Consider the following 17,376-nt stretch of genomic DNA (forward strand, 5'->3'; position numbering starts at 1 on the left):
CACGGAACCGAATACATCCTCGGGAATTGCGCGCCCGATGCCCCGTGCCGCGCCAGCGCTCGTGCCACGATCCATATTTATAAGCAACCCGAAGCTCATGGACTCGATTGCCTGCTCGAACGCGCCATTCGGGCAATGTCGTGTTCTCACTCCCGTCCCGGCTGCGCCCCGGTCGGTTCGCTCGCTCCTCGACACGGGCATCGGAACGAACGACGCAGCGCATTTCGTCGCGCCAGCGTGTCGGCGTGTATCCAGTATCTATCTAGTCGCTACTAGATAGTAGAAGGCGCTCCCGCCTGCGCGCCCCGCGGCGCGTCGGCCGCGACGCCGCCCTTTGCCGGTCCTCTGCGCACGACGCCGCCAATAACGAAACGGCGCGGCCACCATCCGGCGCCGCGCCGTTTCGTCAGTCCGATGTCCGCCCGAGCGTCGACCACCGCACGCGCGGGGCCTCGAGGAACCGATCGTCAGGCCTTCATCGATCCGGTTCGCACATAGCGTTCATGCCAAGACAGCGCTTCGCCGAGCAGATGCGGCGTCTGCTTGCCGAAGCTCTCGCGGCTCGCGCGCTCGAAGTAGTCGTCGAGCATCGGCCGATAGTCGGGATGCGCGCAATTCGCAATGACCTTGCGCGCGCGCTGCTTCGGCGACAATCCGCGCAGATCCGCGAGCCCCTGCTCCGTCACGACGACCGCGACGTCGTGCTCGGTGTGGTCGACGTGGCTCGCCATCGGCACGATCCGCGAGATCGCACCGCCCTTCGCGGTGCTCGCCGACATGAAGCACGACAGATAGCCGTTGCGGGCGAAATCGCCGGAACCGCCGATGCCGTTCTGGATCTTCGTGCCCATCACGTGCGTCGAATTGACGTTGCCGTAGATGTCGGCCTCGATCATCCCGTTCATCGCCACGATGCCGAGGCGGCGCACGAGCTCCGGATGGTTGCTGATCTCCTGCGGCCGCAGCACGATCTTCGAGCGAAACGTGTCGATCTCGTCGGCGAAGCGCTTCACGGCGTCCGGGCTCAGCGACAGCGCGGTCGCCGACGCGAAGCTCAGCGTGCCGTTCGCGAGCAGGTCGAGCATGCCGTCCTGGATCACTTCCGTGTACGCGGTCAGGTTCGAGAAGCCGCCTTCGCCGAGGCCGGCGAGCACCGCGTTCGTGATGTTGCCGACGCCCGACTGCAGCGGCAGCAGGTTTTCGGGCAGGCGGCCGCGCTTGATCTCGTGGCGCAGGAAATCGATCAGGAGTCCGGCGATCTGCTTCGACGCCGTGTCGGGCGCGGCGAATGCGTTGCTGCGGTCGGGCGCGTCCGTTTCGACGATCGCGACGATCTTCTCGGCCGGGCAGCGCAGATACGGCTCGCCGATCCGGTCGTCGCTCTTCACGAGCGGAATCGGCTTGCGGTTCGGCGGCAAAGCGGTGCCGTAATAAATGTCGTGCATTCCGTCGAGGCCGAGCGGCTGCCGCGAATTCACTTCGAGGATCACGCGCTTCGCCTGGTCGAGCCACGTCTTGTTGTTGCCGACCGACGCCGACGGAATCAGGCTCCCGTCCTCGCGGATGCCCGCCACTTCGACGATCGCGACGTCCAGCTCGCCGAACAGGCCGAACCACGCGTACTGCGCGACGTGGCTCAGGTGGATGTCCTGATAGTCGAGCTCGCCCGCGTTGATCTTGTCGCGCAGCGTCGGATCGGATTGGTACGGCAGGCGCATCGAGATGCCGTTCGCCTTCGCGAGCGCGCCGTCGAGCTCGGGCGCGGTCGACGCGCCCGTCAGCACGTTGATGCGGAAATCTTCGCCGCGCGCGTGGGACGCCGCGATCCGCGCGGCGAGCGCGGCCGGCACCGCTTTCGGATATCCGGAGCCGGTGAAGCCGCTCATCGCGACGGTCATGTTCGGGCCGATCAGCGCGGCGGCCTCGTCGGCGGTGCGGACGAGGGAGCGCAGGCTGGGAGCGAGGATACGAGAGGTTGGCATGGCTGAATGTCGAACGGTTGTATTAGATCTGGCGACGCAGCGCCGCAAGGGTGTCTCCGGAGTGGCGCGCGCTTGCGGCGCGGGCGGCGGTCACGGGCCGGCGGCGCAAGCACGGCCCGAGTATCGCAGAGCGCGCCGCGGCATAGTGTCCGCCCCGTGCAAAAGTAACTTGCCGGATTTGCTGGATATTTGCCCGAAATCAACTTCAGGCGACGCGCGCCATCACGCGGCGGGCGACCGCCACATCTCGGCGTCCCGCTCCCGGCAAAGGCCAAACCTTACACCACACTTTCCGCCCCCGTACAATCGGGCGCCTCAGTCATGAAAAAGCAATAAATTACGATTCCGTATATATTTCGCCGATGGACCCAAGAAAATCCGCCGCCAGCCGCATTTCGAGCCCACCTCCCCGCACGTGGGACGCCCGACTCGCACGCCGGCTCGTCACGCCGCTCGTCGGCACGCCGGTGACGCCGAACCACCTGACCACGCTGCGCCTGCTGATCGGCCTCGCGGGCGCGTGGTGCCTCGCGCAACCCGGCTTCGGCTGGATCAACGCGGGCGCTTTCCTGATCGTGCTGTCCAATTTCGTCGATCACACCGACGGCGAGCTCGCACGGATCAGCGGCCAGTCGAGCAAGCTCGGCCACTTCTACGATCTCGCGAGCGACGCGCTCGTCACGGTTGCGCTCTTCGTCAGCATGGGCGCCGGCGTCGTCGCGGCGGGCGGCCAGATGGCCGCGTCGCCCGTGCTGCTCGGCGCGCTCGCGGGCGCGGCCGTCGCGCTCATCTTCTTTCTGCGGATGCGGATCGAGTCGTTCGCGGGCAAGGCGGGCACGAAGCAGGCATTCGTCGGCGGCTTCGAGACCGAGGACGTGCTGTATCTGCTTCCCGTCGTCACGCTGCTCGACAGCGTCGAGCCGTTCCTCCTCGCGGCGGCGATCGGCGCGCCGCTCTTCGCGGCGTGGGTCGTGATCGATTACTGGCGCATCGTGCGCCGCGGCAGCGCGTCCCGCGCGCCCAATTCAACCGAAATCCAACCCACCAAATGATCACGGAAACCGAAGCCTGCGCGGCCCACGGCACGCTAGACGAAGCCGTCGCCGCGCGCATCGGCGCGCTCGACGCCGCGCGGCTGCGCGGCGATTTCGCGCGGCAGGACGCGTTTGTCTACCTGGACGAATTCCTGCCGAAGGATCTCGCCGGCCGCCTCGCCGACTGCGCCCGCGCGCTCGTGCCCGACATCAACCGCAACTTCCTGCCTGGGCACAAGCAAGGCGGCAGCGTAAGCCGCCACACGATCGACGAGAAGGCGCCGCTCATCGCCGAGCTGTACCGCTCGAAGGCGCTCGTCGGCTTCCTCGAGACGCTGACGGGCGACAGGCTGCTGCCGTCGCCGGACGACGATCCGCACGCGTACGCGCTGTATTACTACACGAAGCCGGGCGACCACATCGGCTGGCACTACGACACGTCGTACTACGACGGCCGCCGCTACACGCTGCTCTTCGGCGTGATCGACGATTCGACGAGCCGCCTCGACTACGAATTGCACACGCGCAACCCGGGCGTCGCGGACGAGCCGGGTTCGGTGCAGATCGCACACGGCGGCATCGTGTTCTTCGACGGCGACAAGCTGCGCCACCGCGTGACACCGCTCGGCGAGAACGAGATCCGCGTGTCGCTGACGTTCGAGTACGTGACCGACCCCGGGATGCGGCCGTGGAAACGTTTCGTGTCGAACATGAAGGACGCGATCGCGTACTTCGGCTTCCGTCAGGTATTCAAGCAAACGGCGACGCGCCGCCCGTCGCGCTCATGACGCGCACCGGCATGATCCTGCTGTCGCTCGGGACGGCGGCGTTCGTCGCCCTCCTCGCGTGGCAGGGCTTCGGCGCGGTCGCGGCGACGCTGTTCGCGGCCGGCTGGGGGCTCGCGCTCGTCGCGGCGTTCCACCTGGTGCCGCTCGTCATCGACGCGGCCGCGATCGCAGTGATGTTCCGTCCCGGCGAGCCGGGCAGCGGGCTTCATGACGCGCTGCGCGCGCGCTGGGTCGGCGAATCGGTCAACAGCCTGCTGCCCGCCGGGCAGATCGGCGGGCCGGTGCTGATGGTCCGCCATCTCGCGCAGCGCGGCGCGCGCCTGGCCGACGCGGCGGCCGCGATCACGGTCAGCACGACGATGCAGGCGCTCGCGCAGATGGTGTTCGCGCTCGTCGGCATCGCGGCGTTCAGCGCGTACGCGACGCACGACGCCGCGTCGCATCTGCGCACGCCTGCGCTGATCGCGACCGCGGTGCTGGGCGGCTGCGCCGCGCTCTTCTACTTCGCGCAGCGTCGCGGCCTGTTCGGGCGCGGGCTGCGCGCCGCGTCGAAGCTGCTCGGCCCGCGCGACTGGTCGTCGCTCGCGACGCGCGCGGACGCCATCGACGACGCGCTCGGCAAGCTGTACCGCGAGCGAGCGAAGGTGCGCACGACGTTCGTGCTGAGCCTCATCGGCTGGATCGTCGGCACCGCGGAAGTGTGGCTCGCGCTGCGCTTTCTCGGCCATCCGGTGAGCTGGCTCGACGCGCTGCTCCTCGAGAGCGTCGGGCAAGCGATCCGCGGCGCGGCGTTCGCGATCCCCGGCTCGCTCGGCGCGCAGGAAGGCGGCTATCTGCTGCTCGCGCCGCTCGTCGGGCTGCCGCCCGACGCAGCGCTCGCGCTGTCGCTCGCGAAGCGCGCGCGCGAGCTCGCGCTCGGCCTGCCCGGCATCCTGTATCTGCATTTCAGTGAAAGAAACTGGCAGCGGCGGCGCGCGCCGCAGCCGATCGCCGACTGATCCGACGACGAGACGGTCGGCGCCCTTTGCGTGGAGAACTCATGCGAGCCATCATTCTTGCGGCGGGCCTGGGCCTGCGCCTGCAACTGCCTCCCGAGGCTCAATTCCCGAAGTGCCTGCTGCGCTTCGACGACAAGTCGCTCCTCGAGCGGCACCTGCGCGTGCTCGACGCGGCGGGCGTCGACGAGATCGTGCTCGCGCTCGGCTTCCAGTCCGAGAAGGTTGAAGCCGAGCTCGCGCGCCTGAACCGCAAGGCCGAGATCGTGCTCAACCCGCGCTACGACCTCGGCAGCGTGCTGACCGTGCACACGGCCGCCGACGCGCTCACGCGCGGCGGCGACGTGCTGCTGATGGACGCCGACGTGCTGTACGACGAGAGCATCCTGCACGCGCTCGTCGCGGAGCCGTCGCGCGCGATCGATCGCCTTCTGATCGACCGCGATTTCGAAACGGGCGACGAGCCCGTCAAGCTGTGCGTGAAGGACGGCGTGCCGGTCGAGCTGCGCAAGCAGGTCGCCGCCAATCTCGACTACGACACGATCGGCGAATCCGTCGGCTTCTTCCGTTTCAGCGAAGGCGCCGCGCGCCGGCTCGCCGAGATCATCGCGGGCTACGTCGACGGCGGCCGCGCGAACATGCCGCACGAAGAGGCCGTGCGCGACCTGCTGCTCGAAGGCGGCCGCGCATTCGACATCGCGGACGTGACGGGCGCGCCGTGGATCGAAATCGATTTTCCGGGCGACGTCGCGCGGGCTCGCGACGAAGTCCTGCCGCACATCCAACAACGAACGATAGGGGCCATCCGATGAATGCACGCGAACCGAACTTCACCGAATCGCGCAGCGCGCGGCTGCGGCGGATGCTGACGAGCCGCGAACTCGAATTCCTGATGGAAGCGCACAACGGCCTGTCCGCGCGGATCGTCCGCGAGGCGGGCTTTAAGGGGATCTGGGCGTCGGGGCTCGCGATCTCCGCGCAGTTCGGCGTGCGCGACAACAACGAGGCGAGCTGGACTCAGGTCGTCGACGTGCTCGAATTCATGGCCGACGCGAGTGACCTGCCGATCCTGCTCGACGGCGACACCGGCTACGGCAACTTCAACAACGTGCGCCGGCTCGTGAAGAAGCTCGAGCAGCGCGGCATCGCCGGCGTGTGCATCGAGGACAAGCAGTTTCCGAAGACCAACAGCTTCATCGACGGCGAGCGCCAGCCGCTCGCCGAGATCGACGAATTCTGCGGCAAGATCAAGGCCGGCAAGGATTCGCAGAGCGATCCGGATTTCTCGATCGTCGCGCGTGTCGAGGCGCTGATCGCCGGCTGGGGGATGGACGAGGCGCTGCGCCGCGCGAACGCGTACGCGCAGGCCGGCGCGGACGCGATCCTGATCCACAGCAAGCTGTCGCGGCCCGACGAGATCCTGCAGTTCGCGCGCGAATGGAGCGGCCGCGCGCCGCTCGTGATCGTGCCGACCAAGTATTACAGCACGCCGACCGACGTGTTCCGCCAGGCCGGCATCAGCACCGTGATCTGGGCGAATCATCTGATCCGCGCGTCGGCGTCCGCGATGCAGGCAGTCGCGCGCGAAATCCAGGACGGCGAAACGCTCGTCAACGTCGAGGAGCGCGTGGCGAGCGTCAACGAGATCTTCCGTCTGCAGGACGCCGACGAATACTCGGCCGCCGAGCGGATCTACCTGTCGTCGAGCTCGCGCGCGTCGAGCGCGGCGCTCGTGCTCGCGGCGAGCCGCGGCAAGGGGCTGGAGGCCGTCACCGAGGACAAGCCGAAGGTGATGCTGCCGATCGCCGGCAAGCCGCTCCTGCGCTGGCTCGTCGACGGCTTCAAGAAGCAGGGCGTGAACGACATCACGGTCGTCGGCGGCTATCGCGCCGATGCGATCGACACGTCGGGCGTGAAGCTCGTCGTCAACGAGCGGCACGCGCAAACGGGCGAGCTAGCGTCGCTCGCGTGCGCGGCCGAGCGCCTCTCGGGCGACACCATCGTCTCGTACGGCGATCTGCTGTTCCGCAGCTACATCCTGCGCGATCTCGCCGAGAGCGAGGCCGAGTTCAGCGTCGTCGTCGATTCGTCGCAGACGCAGCCGTCGAACCAGAGCGTGCGCGACTTCGCTTTCTGCTCGGCCGCCGACGACCGCGGACTGTTCGGCCAGAAGGCCCATCTGCGCCGCGTGTCGAGCGATGCGAGCGAGGGCGAGCCGCACGGCCGCTGGATCGGGCTCCTCAACGTTCGCGGCGCGGGCGTCGCGCGGCTGAAGGCGATGCTCGACACGCTAAAGGCGCGCGGCGATTTCGATTCGCTCGATTTGCCGGCGCTGCTGAACGCGCTCGTCGACGCGGGCGAGAAGATCGAAGTGCAATACGTGCACGGCCACTGGCGCGGCGTCAACGATCTCGACGACTTCCGCCGCGCGGGCGATTTCGCGCACGGCCAGACGCCGTATGCGGAGCAGAGCGCGGCCAACGGAGGCGCGAGATGATCGAAGCCGCACAGTTCGTCGAGGCGGCGCGCGAGCGCGGCTTCGACTGGTACGCGGGCGTGCCGTGCTCGTATCTGACGCCGTTCATCAATTACGTGTTGCAGGACCCGGCGCTCCATTACGTGTCGGCGGCGAACGAAGGCGATGCGGTCGCGCTCGTCGCGGGCGCGACGCTCGGCGGCCGGCGCGGGATCGCGATGATGCAGAACTCGGGGCTCGGCAACGCGGTGAGCCCGCTCACGTCGCTCACGTGGACGTTCCGGCTGCCGCAACTGCTGATCGTCACGTGGCGCGGCGAGCCGGGCGTGCACGACGAGCCGCAGCATGCGTTGATGGGCCCGATCACGCCGGCGATGCTCGACACGATGGAAATCCCGTGGGAGACATTCCCGACGGAAGCCGACGCGATCGGCCCGGCGCTCGATCGCGCGATCGCGCACATGGACGCGACGGGCCGCCCGTACGCGCTCGTGATGCAAAAAGGCAGCGTCGCGCCCTACGCGCTCGAGCGCGCGGCGATGCCCGAGCGCCGCGCGCACGTCGCCGCGCATTCGACACAGCGCGCCGCCGAGCCCGCCGAGCCCGCCGAGCCCGCGGCGTCGCCGACGCGTCGTGACGCGCTCGCGCGGATCGTCGAGCGCACGCCCGTCGGCTCGACGGTCGTGCTCGCGTCGACGGGCTTCTGCGGCCGCGAGCTGTACGCGATCGACGATCGCCCGAACCAGTTGTACATGGTCGGCTCGATGGGCTGCGTGACACCGCTCGCATTGGGCCTCGCGCTCGCGCGGCCGGATCTCGCCGTCGTCGCGGTCGACGGCGACGGCGCCGCGCTGATGCGCATGGGCGCATTCGCGACGCTCGGCGCGTACGGGCCGTCGAACCTCGTGCACCTGCTGCTCGACAACGGCGCGCACGAATCGACGGGCGGCCAGGCGACGGTGTCGCAATACGTGTCGTTCGCGGGCGTCGCGGCCGCATGCGGCTACGCGTCGGCGATCGAAGGCGACGATCTCGGCGTGCTCGACGCGGCGCTCGACGCCGCACGCGCGGGCGAGCAGGCGCAAAAGCAAAAGCATGGCGGCGCGCACTTCGCGCGCCTGTCGATCCGCACCGGCGTGCCCGACGGCCTGCCTCGCCCGAGCGTGACGCCCGTCGACGTGAAGGCGCGCCTGATGCGCCACATCGGCGCGACGCCTGCCCGACGAGGAGAATGAAGATGCTGTTGCTGAATCCCGGCCCCGTGACGCTGACGGAACGCGTGCGCAGGAGCCTCCTCCAGCCGGACCTGTGCCATCGCGAAAGCGAGTTCTTCGATCTGCAAGACGAGGCGCGCGCGCGGCTCGTCGCCACGTATGCGCTCGATCCGGCCGAATGGAGCGCGGTGCTGATGACGGGCTCCGGCACGGCCGCGGTCGAGAGCATGATCGCCGCGCTCGTCCCCGAGAACGGCAAGCTGCTCGTGATCGAAAACGGCGTGTACGGCGAGCGGATCACGCAGATCGCCGCGCAGTACCGGATCGCGCACGAGGTGCTGAAGCACGACTGGATGCAGGCGCCGGATCTCGCGCGCGTCGCCGCGAGGCTCGACGCCGATCGCGCGATCACGCACGTCGCGGTGATCCACCATGAAACGACGACGGGCCGCCTGAACGATCTCGACGCGCTCGCCGCCGTGTGCCGCGCGCGCGGCGTGCGGATGCTCGTCGACGGCGTGAGCAGCTTCGGCGCGGAAGCGATCGATTTCGCTGGCGGCGACATCGACGCAATCGCCGCGACCGCGAACAAGTGCCTGCACGGCGTGCCGGGCGCGGCGTTCGTGATCGTGCGCCGCCGCGCGCTCGCGTCGGCCGCGAGCCGCACGTACTACCTTGATCTCGGCCGGCTCGCGACATTGCAGGACGCGCGCAACACGCCGTTCACGCCGTCGGTTCACGCGTACTACGCGCTCGTCGAGGCGCTGCGCGAATTCGACGAGGCGGGCGGCTGGCGCGCGCGCCACACGCGCTACGCGGCGCTCGCCGAGCAGGTGCGCGCGGGTCTCGCCGCGCGCGGGATGCCGCTCGTGCTGCCGGACGGCGAATCGTCGGTCGTGCTGCGCGCGTACCGGCTCCCGGCCGGTGTCACGTACGAGCAGTTGCACGACGGGCTCAAGGCGCGCGGCTTCGTGATCTACGCGGGCCAAGGCGGGCTGTCGAGCGCGTTGTTCCGCGTGTCGACGATGGGCGCGATCGAACCGCCGGACGTCGAGCGCCTGCTCGACGGCTTCACGGCGCTCACGCGCTGACACACTAGCACCGCAAGCAAGAAACGGCGCCGCGCTCGATTGCGCGGCGCCGCTTTTTTTGAGGGCATCGCGTGTGTCGCATTCAGCCGCCGCGCCGATACATCGCCGTCGCGGCGTCCTTGCATGGCTCGAAGAACCATGCGTGCGCGGCGAGCACCTCGTTCGTCAGCGCCGGGCCGGCCAGCGCCGGCGTGCCGACGCCGAACGGCGGGCGCGGATGATATTCGATCGTCAGCTCGACGTGCCTCGCCTCGTCGACACCGCGCAACTCGGCAAGCACGAGCAGCGCCGCCTCGAAGCCGCCCGTGGCCGGGCCGGCCGTATACAGATTGCCGTCGATCACGACCTCGCCGCCGCCGACGGGCTGCGCGCCGAGATCGGCGAGCGCGTCGAGCACGTGGAAATTGGTGGTCGCGCGACGGCCGTTCAGCAAGCCCGCCGCGCCGAGCAGCAACACGCCGCCGCAGATCCCGATCACGTAGCGCGCGCGGCTCGCGTGCCGGCGCACGAACGCGATCACTTCGTCGTCGGCGATCACGTCGGCCGGCACCGCGCCGACGACGAACGCGTCGAGATCGTCCGGACAATCGGCGAAGGCCGTCGTCGCCGCGATCGGGAACGGCGGCAACGCGCAGATCGGATCGCGCGTCTTCCACAGCAGGTGCAGTTCGGTCTGCGGCGCGAAGCCGAACACGGCGTGCGCGCCGAAGAGATCCATCACGGCAACGCCGGGCGCGAGGAGAAAGCCGATTTTCAGCGGTCGTTGTGCAGTCGGGGGCACGGTTCGTCCTTTTCGAAAAGTGATGATGAGATGCAAGGCTCGCGGGACGATACGCAGCGCCCCGCACGACGACCAGCTTAGCGCGCGGCCGATTGGCGGTTATGCCAAACTGGTTGCAATTTCCGCCAACGCTTTCCCGATGCGCGCATGATCGTCTATATCCTCGTCTTTCCGGATCTGAATCTCCTCGATTTGTCGGGCCCGCTGCAAGTGCTGTCGAGCGCGAACGAGCTCGCGCGCGACACCGGCGGCGAAGCGCCGTACCACGTCCGCGTCGTCTCGCGCGGCGGGCGCAGCGTGCGGACGTCGACGGGCATCTCGCTGTCGACGCAGCCGCTTCCGCCCATCGACGCGCTGGCGGATACGGTGATCGTCGCGGGCGGCGTCGGCGTCGACGCGGCCGCGCGCGACGCCGACACGCTCGCCTGGCTGCGCGCGCACGCGCGGCAGGCGCGGCGCGTCGTGTCGATCTGCAACGGCGCGTTCCTGCTCGCCGCGTGCGGGCTGCTGGACGGCCGCCGCGCGGTCACGCACTGGCAATGCTGCGACGAGCTCGCGCGGCGCCACCCGCGGGTGCGCGTCGAGCATGCGCCGATCTTCGTGCAGGACGGGCCGATCTGGACGTCCGCGGGCGTCACGGCCGGCATCGATCTGTGCCTGCGCCTCGTGACGAACGACTGCGGCCACACGCTCGCGCTCGCGGTCGCGCGCCATCTCGTCGTGTTCCTCGTGCGGCCGGGCAGCCAGGCGCAGTTCAGCACGCCGATCGAACTGCAGAGCGCGTCCGGGCAGTTCGCCGATCTGCATGCGTGGATTCGGCGTCATCTGGCCGGCGACCTCTCGGTGCCGACGCTCGCCGCCCGCGTGAACATGAGCGAGCGCAGCTTCGTGCGCCATTACCGCAACGCATTCGGCACGACGCCCGCGAAGGCGGTCGAGCGCATCCGCGTCGAGACCGCGCGTAACCTGCTCGGCGAAACCGCGCTGCCCGCCAAGCAGATCGCGCAGCGCTGCGGGTTCGGCAGCGTCGCGACGCTGCGGCGCAGCTTCGCGCGTGCGTTCGATACGTCGCTGCACGAATATCGAGACCGGTTCCGCGGCGCGTAGCGCGCGACACGTAGCGCGCGATGCGCATTGCGCGGCACACGACACGCAGCGCGCAACGCGCAACGCGATATGGGCGCGCCTCGCCGTGTCACTGCAAACGTTGGCCGCAACCGCAATCGGACGCACATCGATCGGACATCGAAGCGACGCCCGGCCGCCGTTTCTTCTCATGCATTCATCCGCACCCGCTTCTCCGCGAATCGCACCGCCACGCGCGTCGACATTACGCGCCGCGCGGGAATCGCCATGCCGCGCGCTCGCCGCGATGGACAGCGCATCATGCTTAGGTTAGCGTAACGATCGACTCCGCCACGATGCGCGCCGCGCACGGCGCGCCGCCCTCATTGTCACTGCGCGGTACCATGACCTCGACCTTACAGACCCGCCTGCCCGGATTCGCCCGCAACGCGCTGCGCCCGGTGCTCGATCCCTACCGCCGCTATCGCCACGCGAAACTGATCCACGCGGCGCGCGTCGCGCTGAGCGTGCTCGCCTCGATCGCGCTGACGACCGGCCTGCACATTCCGCACGGCGAATGGGCGACGATCACGGTGCTGATCGTGATCGGCGGGCTTCAGCATCACGGCAACATCCGCAAGAAAGCCGCCGAGCGCGCGCTCGGCACGCTGATCGGCGCGATCGCCGGCCTGTCGCTGATCCTGCTGCAAACCACCGCGCACCTGTCGCCGTTGACGTTTCTCGTGATGAGCGTCGCGTGCGGCTTCTGCGCATATCACGCGATCGGCAAGGCCGGCTATATCGCGCTGCTGTCCGCGATCACGATGGTGATCGTCGCCGGCCACGGCGACAACGAGATCGCCGACGGCCTCTGGCGCGCGGTGAACGTGCTGATCGGCATCGCGATCGCGCTCGCATTCTCGTTCGCGCTGCCGCTTTACGCGACCTACTCGTGGCGCTACAGGCTCGCCGACGCGTTGCGCGGCTGCGCGGCCGTCCACGCGCGAATCGCGGGCGAGCGCCACGTGAGCGACAACGAGCATCTGAAGGACATGGCGAAGCTCAATACGCTGCTCGTCCAGCTCCGCTCGCTGATGCCGTCGGTATCGAAAGAGATCTCCGTGTCGATGGCGCAGCTCGACGCGATCCAGCGGAGCCTGCGGCTGTGCATGAGCTCGCTCGAAATCCTGTCGAACCTGCAGCCCGGTGCCGACGACGAAGCCGGCAGGCGCTTCGTCCAGGCCCAGATGAAGGCGGACAACCGGCGGATTCAGGAGATGCTCGTCGGCGCGGCGCGCGCGCTCAAGTTCGGCACGCTGAGCCGGCTCGGGCCGCTGCACGGGCCGGCCGCGCAGGCCGGCGAGTACGCGCCGCCCGCGCAATTATCCGGCTACGTGTCGCTGACGGCGAAACTGGCGCACGAGATCGAGCAGCTCAGGCAGCGGCTGCACGATATCGCGCCGCAATGGAACATTTGAGCGGGCGGCGGCCGTACCGACGCGCGCTCGCCCATCGCAGCGCGTGCGCCCGCGCGCGACGCCGCCGATAGGCGAGCGATCGTCGGCATGAGCCGCGAGGATATGGCCTGACCGATTGCCTGCGCGGCGCCTGGAGCACGATGCTCGACGCTCGCTGCGCCGTATGCGGCGAACAAAATCCGCCGTCGATGCATTACCGAAAATCGGGAGCGCGAATCGATTTCGTCACATCGTCTTCGTGAATGGCCGGCGCTCGACAGACAAAGCACCCGCCTCACCCGGCCGTTCGCCATCGATCAAGAATCCGAACGAAACCCGCCGCGTCGTCCGCGCTCGCGATAGGCGAAGCGCCTACCCCTTGCGCAGCCTGCCGAGCTCGTCGGCCAGGTAATCGACGAATGCGCGAATCCGCGTCGACATCTGATGGCGCTGCGCATAGACGGCGTAAATGTCCGCGCTCGGCGTTTCGTACTCGGGCAACACGACGACGAGGCGGCCGTCGGCGAGATATTCGTCGATGTCCCACTCGGCGCGCATCAGGATGCCGTGTCCGTCGAGCGCCCATTTGACGGCGATTTCGCCGTCGTTCGTCGTCAGATTGCCGTTGATCCGGATCGCCTCCGTCTTGCGCGATGCGCCGCGCCCGCTCGTCAGCCGCCAGACGCCGTAGCCTTCGTCGCCCTGCCGGATGCCGATGCAGTTGTGCTTCGTCAGATCGTGCGGCGTCGCCGGCATCCCGTGCCTCGCGACGTACGACGGCGCCGCGCACAGCAGCCGCCGGTTCGGCGCGAGACGCCGCGCGACGACCCGCGTGTCCGGCGGCTCGCCGAAGCGCACGCACACGTCGAACGCATCGTCGGTGAGCGGCGGCGGCATCACCGACAGCTGCAACTGCACGGCCACCTGCGGGTAGCGCGCCACGAAGCGCGAAATCGCGGGCCCGACGTGGCTGCGCCCGAAGCCGAGCGTCGCGTTCACGCGCAACAGCCCTTTCGGATTCTTCTTCGCACTGCCGAGCAGCTCGCCCAGTTCGTCGATCTGGTCGAGTATCCGGCGCGCGTACTCGAGATAGGCCTCCCCTTCAGGCGTCAGCATCATCCGCCGCGTCGTGCGGTTGACGAGCGGCACGCCGGCGCGCTGCTCCATCTGCGTGAGCCGCTTGCTGACGGCCGCCGCCGTCAGTCCGAGTTCGCGGGCGGCGGCGCTCAGGCTGCCCGATGCGGCGAGCGTCGAGAAAAAACCCAGGTCGGCGGGCTGAACGGCATCCGTCACGGTTTCGCTTGTGAATTAAAGTTAAGGATGCTTTGATTCTAGCACCGGTTTATTGACTCGCAGTTCGATAAAGTGCGCTCACATTCACGAATTTCAGAGGATGGAGGCATGAAGACCTATCGAATCGCGACCATTCCGGGCGACGGCATCGGCAAGGAAGTCGTTCCCGCGGGCAAGCAGGTGCTGGAGGCGCTCGCCGGAACCACTCGACGCTTCGCGTTCGAATTCGAGAACTTCGACTGGGGCGCCGACTACTATCGCCGACACGGCGTGATGATGCCCGACGGCGGCCTCGACGCGCTGCGCGACAAGGACGCGATCCTGTTCGGCTCGGCGGGTGACCCCGACGTGCCCGACCACATCACGCTGTGGGGCTTGCGTCTGAAGATTTGCCAGGGCTTCGACCAGTACGCGAACGTGCGCCCGACGCGCATCCTGCCCGGCATCGATGCGCCGCTCAAACGCTGCACGCCCGACGATCTGAACTGGGTCATCGTCCGCGAGAACTCCGAGGGCGAATACGCGGGCGTCGGCGGGCGCGTGCACCAGGGACATCCGATCGAAGCGGCGACGGACGTGTCGATTCTCACGCGCGCAGGCGTCGAGCGGATCATGCGCTTCGCGTTCCGGCTCGCGCAATCGCGTCCGCGCAAGCGGCTGACGGTCATCACGAAGAGCAACGCGCAGCGCCACGCGATGGTGATGTGGGACGAGATCGCGAAGCAGGTGTCGGCCGAGTTTCCCGACGTGACATGGGACAAGGAGCTCGTCGACGCGGCCACCGCACGCATGGTCAACCGGCCGGCGTCGCTCGACACGGTCGTCGCGACGAACCTCCACGCGGACATCCTGAGCGATCTCGCCGCGGCGCTTGCGGGCAGCCTCGGCATCGCGCCGACCGGCAACATCGATCCGGAGCGCCGCTATCCGTCGATGTTCGAGCCGATCCACGGCTCCGCGTTCGACATCATGGGCAAGGGGCTCGCGAATCCGATCGGCACGTTCTGGTCGGTCGTGATGCTGCTCGAGCATCTGGGTGAAACGGAAAGCGCCGCGCGCGTGATGCGCGCGATCGAGGCCGTCACCGCGAACCCGTCGCTTCACACGGGCGACCTCGGCGGCCGCGCAACGACGACGCAGGTGACCGCCGCCGTCTGCGCGCTCGTCGAGAGGGCCGAAGTCACCGCGTGACGCCCGGTGCGGGCATGCGATGCGCGCGAGCCGCATTGCTTCGGCGTCGCGCGGCGCGTGGGCCGGCTTCGCGTCGAACGCGGGGTGCGGCCGGCCGCAGTATGGCTTCGCGTCGCTTCTCGGTTGGCTTTGCATTAGGCACGACGCTACGCATCACGCATCACGCATCACGCATCACGCATCACGCATTAGGCATTAGGCATTAGGCATTAGGCATTAGGCATCGCCACGCGATCGTGACGCGCGCGCCGGCGAATGAGCCATGACGTCATGCAGTTCGACTGCTGCCGCAATCGCGCCTGACCAGTTCGCAGAAACCGGCGTGGCAGCGATGGCCGATGCGCCGAGAAACACCCATCGAAGCCGGCGCGTCACGCCGCTTCGATCGAACGACGAACGGCGGCGCGGATTTCGATCGAGAAACCGCGCGGAGAAACGCAGCGCGGCCGCGCGATGCGCACGCACCGGTCTCCCGGCCGGCGCGCGCGACAACGATCGCGCGCCGCCCGCCTCGAAGCCGTCGCGCGTCGTCCGGATCTTTCCAATAGAGCACGGCTCGACCTCCAAGGAGGAGACACATGCAATCCGATCTCGAGTCCCGGGTTTCCCGGAAACTCACGTGGCGCATCATCCCGTTCGTGATGCTGCTCTACTTCGTCAGCTTTCTCGATCGCGTCAACGTGGGCTTCGCCGCGATGACGATGAACAAGGCGATCGGGCTGTCGCCGACCGCGTTCGGGCTCGGCGGCGGCCTCTTCTTCATCGGCTACTTCCTGTTCGAGGTGCCGTCGAACCTGATCCTGCATCGCGTCGGCGCGCGCATCTGGATCGCGCGCGTGATGATCACGTGGGGTATCGTATCGGCGGCTTCCGCGTTCGCGGCCGGCCCGGCGAGCTTCTACGCGCTGCGCTTTCTGCTCGGCGTCGCCGAGGCGGGCTTCTTTCCCGGCATCATCCTGTACCTGAGCCTGTGGTTTCCCGCGAAGCAACGTGCGCTCGCCGCCGCGTGGTTCATGGCGGCCGCGCCGATCTCGACGGCGCTCGGCTCGCCGCTGTCGGGCGCGATCATGCAGTTGCCGCCGATGTTCGGCCTCGCGAACTGGCAAACGCTCTACGTCATCGAGGCGCTGCCGGCGATCGCGCTAGGCTTCGTCGTCCTGAATTTCCTCACCGATGCACCGTCGAACGCGCACTGGCTGCGAGCCGACGAGCGCGAATGGCTGATCGCGAAACTCGATGCGGAAGCCGATCTGCGCCACGCGCACGCGGGCCACACCGCGGGAGCGTGGAACGCGCTGCGCGATCCGCGCGTGCTGGCGCTCTCGCTCATCTACTTCGGCACGTCGGCGGGCCTCTACACGCTCGGCCTGTGGGCGCCGCTAATGATCCGGCAATTCGGCTTCAGCGCGCTCGAAACCGGCCTGCTGAACGCGATTCCGAGCCTCGCCGCAGTCGTCGCGATGATCCTGTGGGCGCGGCGCTCCGATCGCACCGGAGAACGAACCTGGCATGTCGTGATTCCGTGCGTGCTCGCATGCGTCGGCTTCGTCTTCGCGGGCCAGGCAAGCACCGCGCTGCTCACCGTGCTCGCGCTCGTCGTCGTCAACGTCGGGATCAGCGCCGCGAAGGCGCCGCTGTGGGCGATGCCGAGCATGTTTCTGTCCGGCGCGGGCGCGGCCGCGGGCATCGCGATGATCAATTCGATCGGCAACCTCGGCGGCTTCGTCGGCCCGTTCGCGATCGGCTGGCTGAAGAATCTGACGGGCGGCTATGCGGCGGGGCTGTACGTCGTCGCGGCGACGCTCGCGCTGTCCGCGATCGTCACGCTGCTGCTGAGCCGCAAGGCCCCGCAGCAAGCGCTCATCTCGCGCGTGCGGCACAACCATTGAACGATGCGGCCACGGATCGAAAGCGTGCGTCTCGATTCGCGCCGCACCGCAACTCGTCGGCCGCGCTTTCTCCGACTGCCATCGACGAACCGTTCCGGCACCGCAAGCGCCGCATCGGAT

The 17,376-nt window shown here is 68.4% G+C and carries 15 protein-coding genes; 11 read left to right on the forward strand and 4 right to left on the reverse strand.

The window, feature by feature from the left end:
* Nucleotides 1-467: 467 nt before the first annotated feature.
* On the reverse strand, nucleotides 468-1,982 hold the full coding sequence (locus tag WT60_RS30320) for an acetyl-CoA hydrolase/transferase family protein (RefSeq protein ID WP_038751469.1): 1,515 nt from the start codon (nucleotides 1,980-1,982) through the stop codon (nucleotides 468-470).
* A 362-nt stretch (nucleotides 1,983-2,344) separates the two neighbouring features.
* Between WT60_RS30320 and WT60_RS30325 the strand changes: the two genes are divergently transcribed.
* Genes WT60_RS30325 through WT60_RS30355 form a run of 7 tightly spaced genes read left to right on the forward strand, consistent with a single transcriptional unit; the run spans nucleotide 2,345 to nucleotide 9,580 of the window.
* Nucleotides 2,345-3,034, forward strand: coding sequence for a CDP-alcohol phosphatidyltransferase family protein (locus WT60_RS30325; protein ID WP_038751471.1), 690 nt, complete (start codon nucleotides 2,345-2,347; stop codon nucleotides 3,032-3,034).
* Nucleotides 3,031-3,804 (forward strand): 2OG-Fe(II) oxygenase, encoded by a 774-nt coding sequence (locus WT60_RS30330; protein ID WP_038751474.1) that lies wholly within the window; start codon nucleotides 3,031-3,033, stop codon nucleotides 3,802-3,804. The genes WT60_RS30325 and WT60_RS30330 overlap by 4 nt, the downstream gene beginning before the upstream one ends.
* A complete protein-coding gene (locus WT60_RS30335; RefSeq protein ID WP_060356279.1) occupies nucleotides 3,801-4,802 on the forward strand; it encodes an HpnL family protein in 1,002 nt (333 codons plus the stop codon). Before WT60_RS30330 ends, WT60_RS30335 begins: the two co-directional genes overlap by 4 nt.
* Nucleotides 4,803-4,843: 41 nt before the next feature.
* Nucleotides 4,844-5,611, forward strand: a complete 768-nt coding sequence (locus WT60_RS30340) for a phosphocholine cytidylyltransferase family protein (protein ID WP_060356278.1) — start codon at nucleotides 4,844-4,846, stop codon at nucleotides 5,609-5,611.
* Nucleotides 5,608-7,296: a phosphoenolpyruvate mutase gene (gene aepX, locus WT60_RS30345; RefSeq protein WP_038751481.1), complete on the forward strand. Its 1,689-nt coding sequence runs from the start codon at nucleotides 5,608-5,610 to the stop codon at nucleotides 7,294-7,296. The genes WT60_RS30340 and aepX overlap by 4 nt, the downstream gene beginning before the upstream one ends.
* Nucleotides 7,293-8,510: a phosphonopyruvate decarboxylase gene (gene aepY / locus WT60_RS30350; protein ID WP_060356277.1), complete on the forward strand. Its 1,218-nt coding sequence runs from the start codon at nucleotides 7,293-7,295 to the stop codon at nucleotides 8,508-8,510. The genes aepX and aepY overlap by 4 nt, the downstream gene beginning before the upstream one ends.
* Nucleotides 8,511-8,512: 2 nt before the next feature.
* Nucleotides 8,513-9,580 (forward strand): 2-aminoethylphosphonate aminotransferase, encoded by a 1,068-nt coding sequence (locus WT60_RS30355; RefSeq protein ID WP_060356282.1) that lies wholly within the window; start codon nucleotides 8,513-8,515, stop codon nucleotides 9,578-9,580.
* An 82-nt stretch (nucleotides 9,581-9,662) separates the two neighbouring features.
* Here the strand turns inward: WT60_RS30355 and WT60_RS30360 are convergent, their stop codons facing one another.
* A complete protein-coding gene (locus tag WT60_RS30360) occupies nucleotides 9,663-10,361 on the reverse strand; it encodes a DJ-1/PfpI family protein (RefSeq protein ID WP_082745031.1) in 699 nt (232 codons plus the stop codon).
* 147 nt (nucleotides 10,362-10,508) lie between these two features.
* On the opposite strand from WT60_RS30360, the gene WT60_RS30365 reads away from it, so the two are divergent.
* The gene (locus WT60_RS30365; protein WP_060356276.1) at nucleotides 10,509-11,468 is read left to right on the forward strand and encodes a GlxA family transcriptional regulator; all 960 of its coding nucleotides are present in this window, start codon (nucleotides 10,509-10,511) and stop codon (nucleotides 11,466-11,468) included.
* Between the two features lie 362 nt (nucleotides 11,469-11,830).
* Nucleotides 11,831-12,904 carry an FUSC family protein gene (locus WT60_RS30370; protein WP_059579659.1) on the forward strand — a complete coding sequence of 358 codons (1,074 nt, stop codon included), beginning with the start codon at nucleotides 11,831-11,833 and terminating at the stop codon, nucleotides 12,902-12,904.
* Between the two features lie 351 nt (nucleotides 12,905-13,255).
* Here the strand turns inward: WT60_RS30370 and WT60_RS30375 are convergent, their stop codons facing one another.
* Nucleotides 13,256-14,176 carry a LysR substrate-binding domain-containing protein gene (locus WT60_RS30375; protein WP_059579656.1) on the reverse strand — a complete coding sequence of 307 codons (921 nt, stop codon included), beginning with the start codon at nucleotides 14,174-14,176 and terminating at the stop codon, nucleotides 13,256-13,258.
* 108 nt (nucleotides 14,177-14,284) lie between these two features.
* Between WT60_RS30375 and WT60_RS30380 the strand changes: the two genes are divergently transcribed.
* Nucleotides 14,285-15,367 carry a tartrate dehydrogenase gene (locus WT60_RS30380; RefSeq protein ID WP_060356275.1) on the forward strand — a complete coding sequence of 361 codons (1,083 nt, stop codon included), beginning with the start codon at nucleotides 14,285-14,287 and terminating at the stop codon, nucleotides 15,365-15,367.
* A gap of 216 nt (nucleotides 15,368-15,583) precedes the next feature.
* Here WT60_RS30380 and WT60_RS30385 read toward each other — a convergent pair whose 3' ends face one another.
* On the reverse strand, nucleotides 15,584-15,934 hold the full coding sequence (locus tag WT60_RS30385; protein WP_059579648.1) for a hypothetical protein: 351 nt from the start codon (nucleotides 15,932-15,934) through the stop codon (nucleotides 15,584-15,586).
* An 11-nt stretch (nucleotides 15,935-15,945) separates the two neighbouring features.
* Here WT60_RS30385 and WT60_RS30390 point away from each other — a divergent pair, with 11 nt between their 5' ends.
* Nucleotides 15,946-17,256 carry an MFS transporter gene (locus tag WT60_RS30390; protein WP_038751498.1) on the forward strand — a complete coding sequence of 437 codons (1,311 nt, stop codon included), beginning with the start codon at nucleotides 15,946-15,948 and terminating at the stop codon, nucleotides 17,254-17,256.
* Nucleotides 17,257-17,376: the final 120 nt, after the last annotated feature.

This window comes from Burkholderia sp. MSMB617WGS (assembly GCF_001532025.2).
Taxonomy (GTDB): Bacteria; Pseudomonadota; Gammaproteobacteria; order Burkholderiales; family Burkholderiaceae; genus Burkholderia; species Burkholderia savannae.

Bases quoted from the DNA above. Each gene is read 5' to 3' on its own strand.
- WT60_RS30320 (WP_038751469.1), bottom strand. From the start codon at position 1,982: ATGCCAACCTCTCGTATCCTCGCTCCCAGCCTGCGCTCCCTCGTCCGC.
- WT60_RS30325 (WP_038751471.1), top strand. From the start codon at position 2,345: ATGGACCCAAGAAAATCCGCCGCCAGCCGCATTTCGAGCCCACCTCCC.
- WT60_RS30330 (WP_038751474.1), top strand. From the start codon at position 3,031: ATGATCACGGAAACCGAAGCCTGCGCGGCCCACGGCACGCTAGACGAA.
- WT60_RS30335 (WP_060356279.1), top strand. From the start codon at position 3,801: ATGACGCGCACCGGCATGATCCTGCTGTCGCTCGGGACGGCGGCGTTC.
- WT60_RS30340 (WP_060356278.1), top strand. From the start codon at position 4,844: ATGCGAGCCATCATTCTTGCGGCGGGCCTGGGCCTGCGCCTGCAACTG.
- aepX (WP_038751481.1), top strand. From the start codon at position 5,608: ATGAATGCACGCGAACCGAACTTCACCGAATCGCGCAGCGCGCGGCTG.
- aepY (WP_060356277.1), top strand. From the start codon at position 7,293: ATGATCGAAGCCGCACAGTTCGTCGAGGCGGCGCGCGAGCGCGGCTTC.
- WT60_RS30355 (WP_060356282.1), top strand. From the start codon at position 8,513: ATGCTGTTGCTGAATCCCGGCCCCGTGACGCTGACGGAACGCGTGCGC.
- WT60_RS30365 (WP_060356276.1), top strand. From the start codon at position 10,509: ATGATCGTCTATATCCTCGTCTTTCCGGATCTGAATCTCCTCGATTTG.
- WT60_RS30370 (WP_059579659.1), top strand. From the start codon at position 11,831: ATGACCTCGACCTTACAGACCCGCCTGCCCGGATTCGCCCGCAACGCG.
- WT60_RS30380 (WP_060356275.1), top strand. From the start codon at position 14,285: ATGAAGACCTATCGAATCGCGACCATTCCGGGCGACGGCATCGGCAAG.
- WT60_RS30390 (WP_038751498.1), top strand. From the start codon at position 15,946: ATGCAATCCGATCTCGAGTCCCGGGTTTCCCGGAAACTCACGTGGCGC.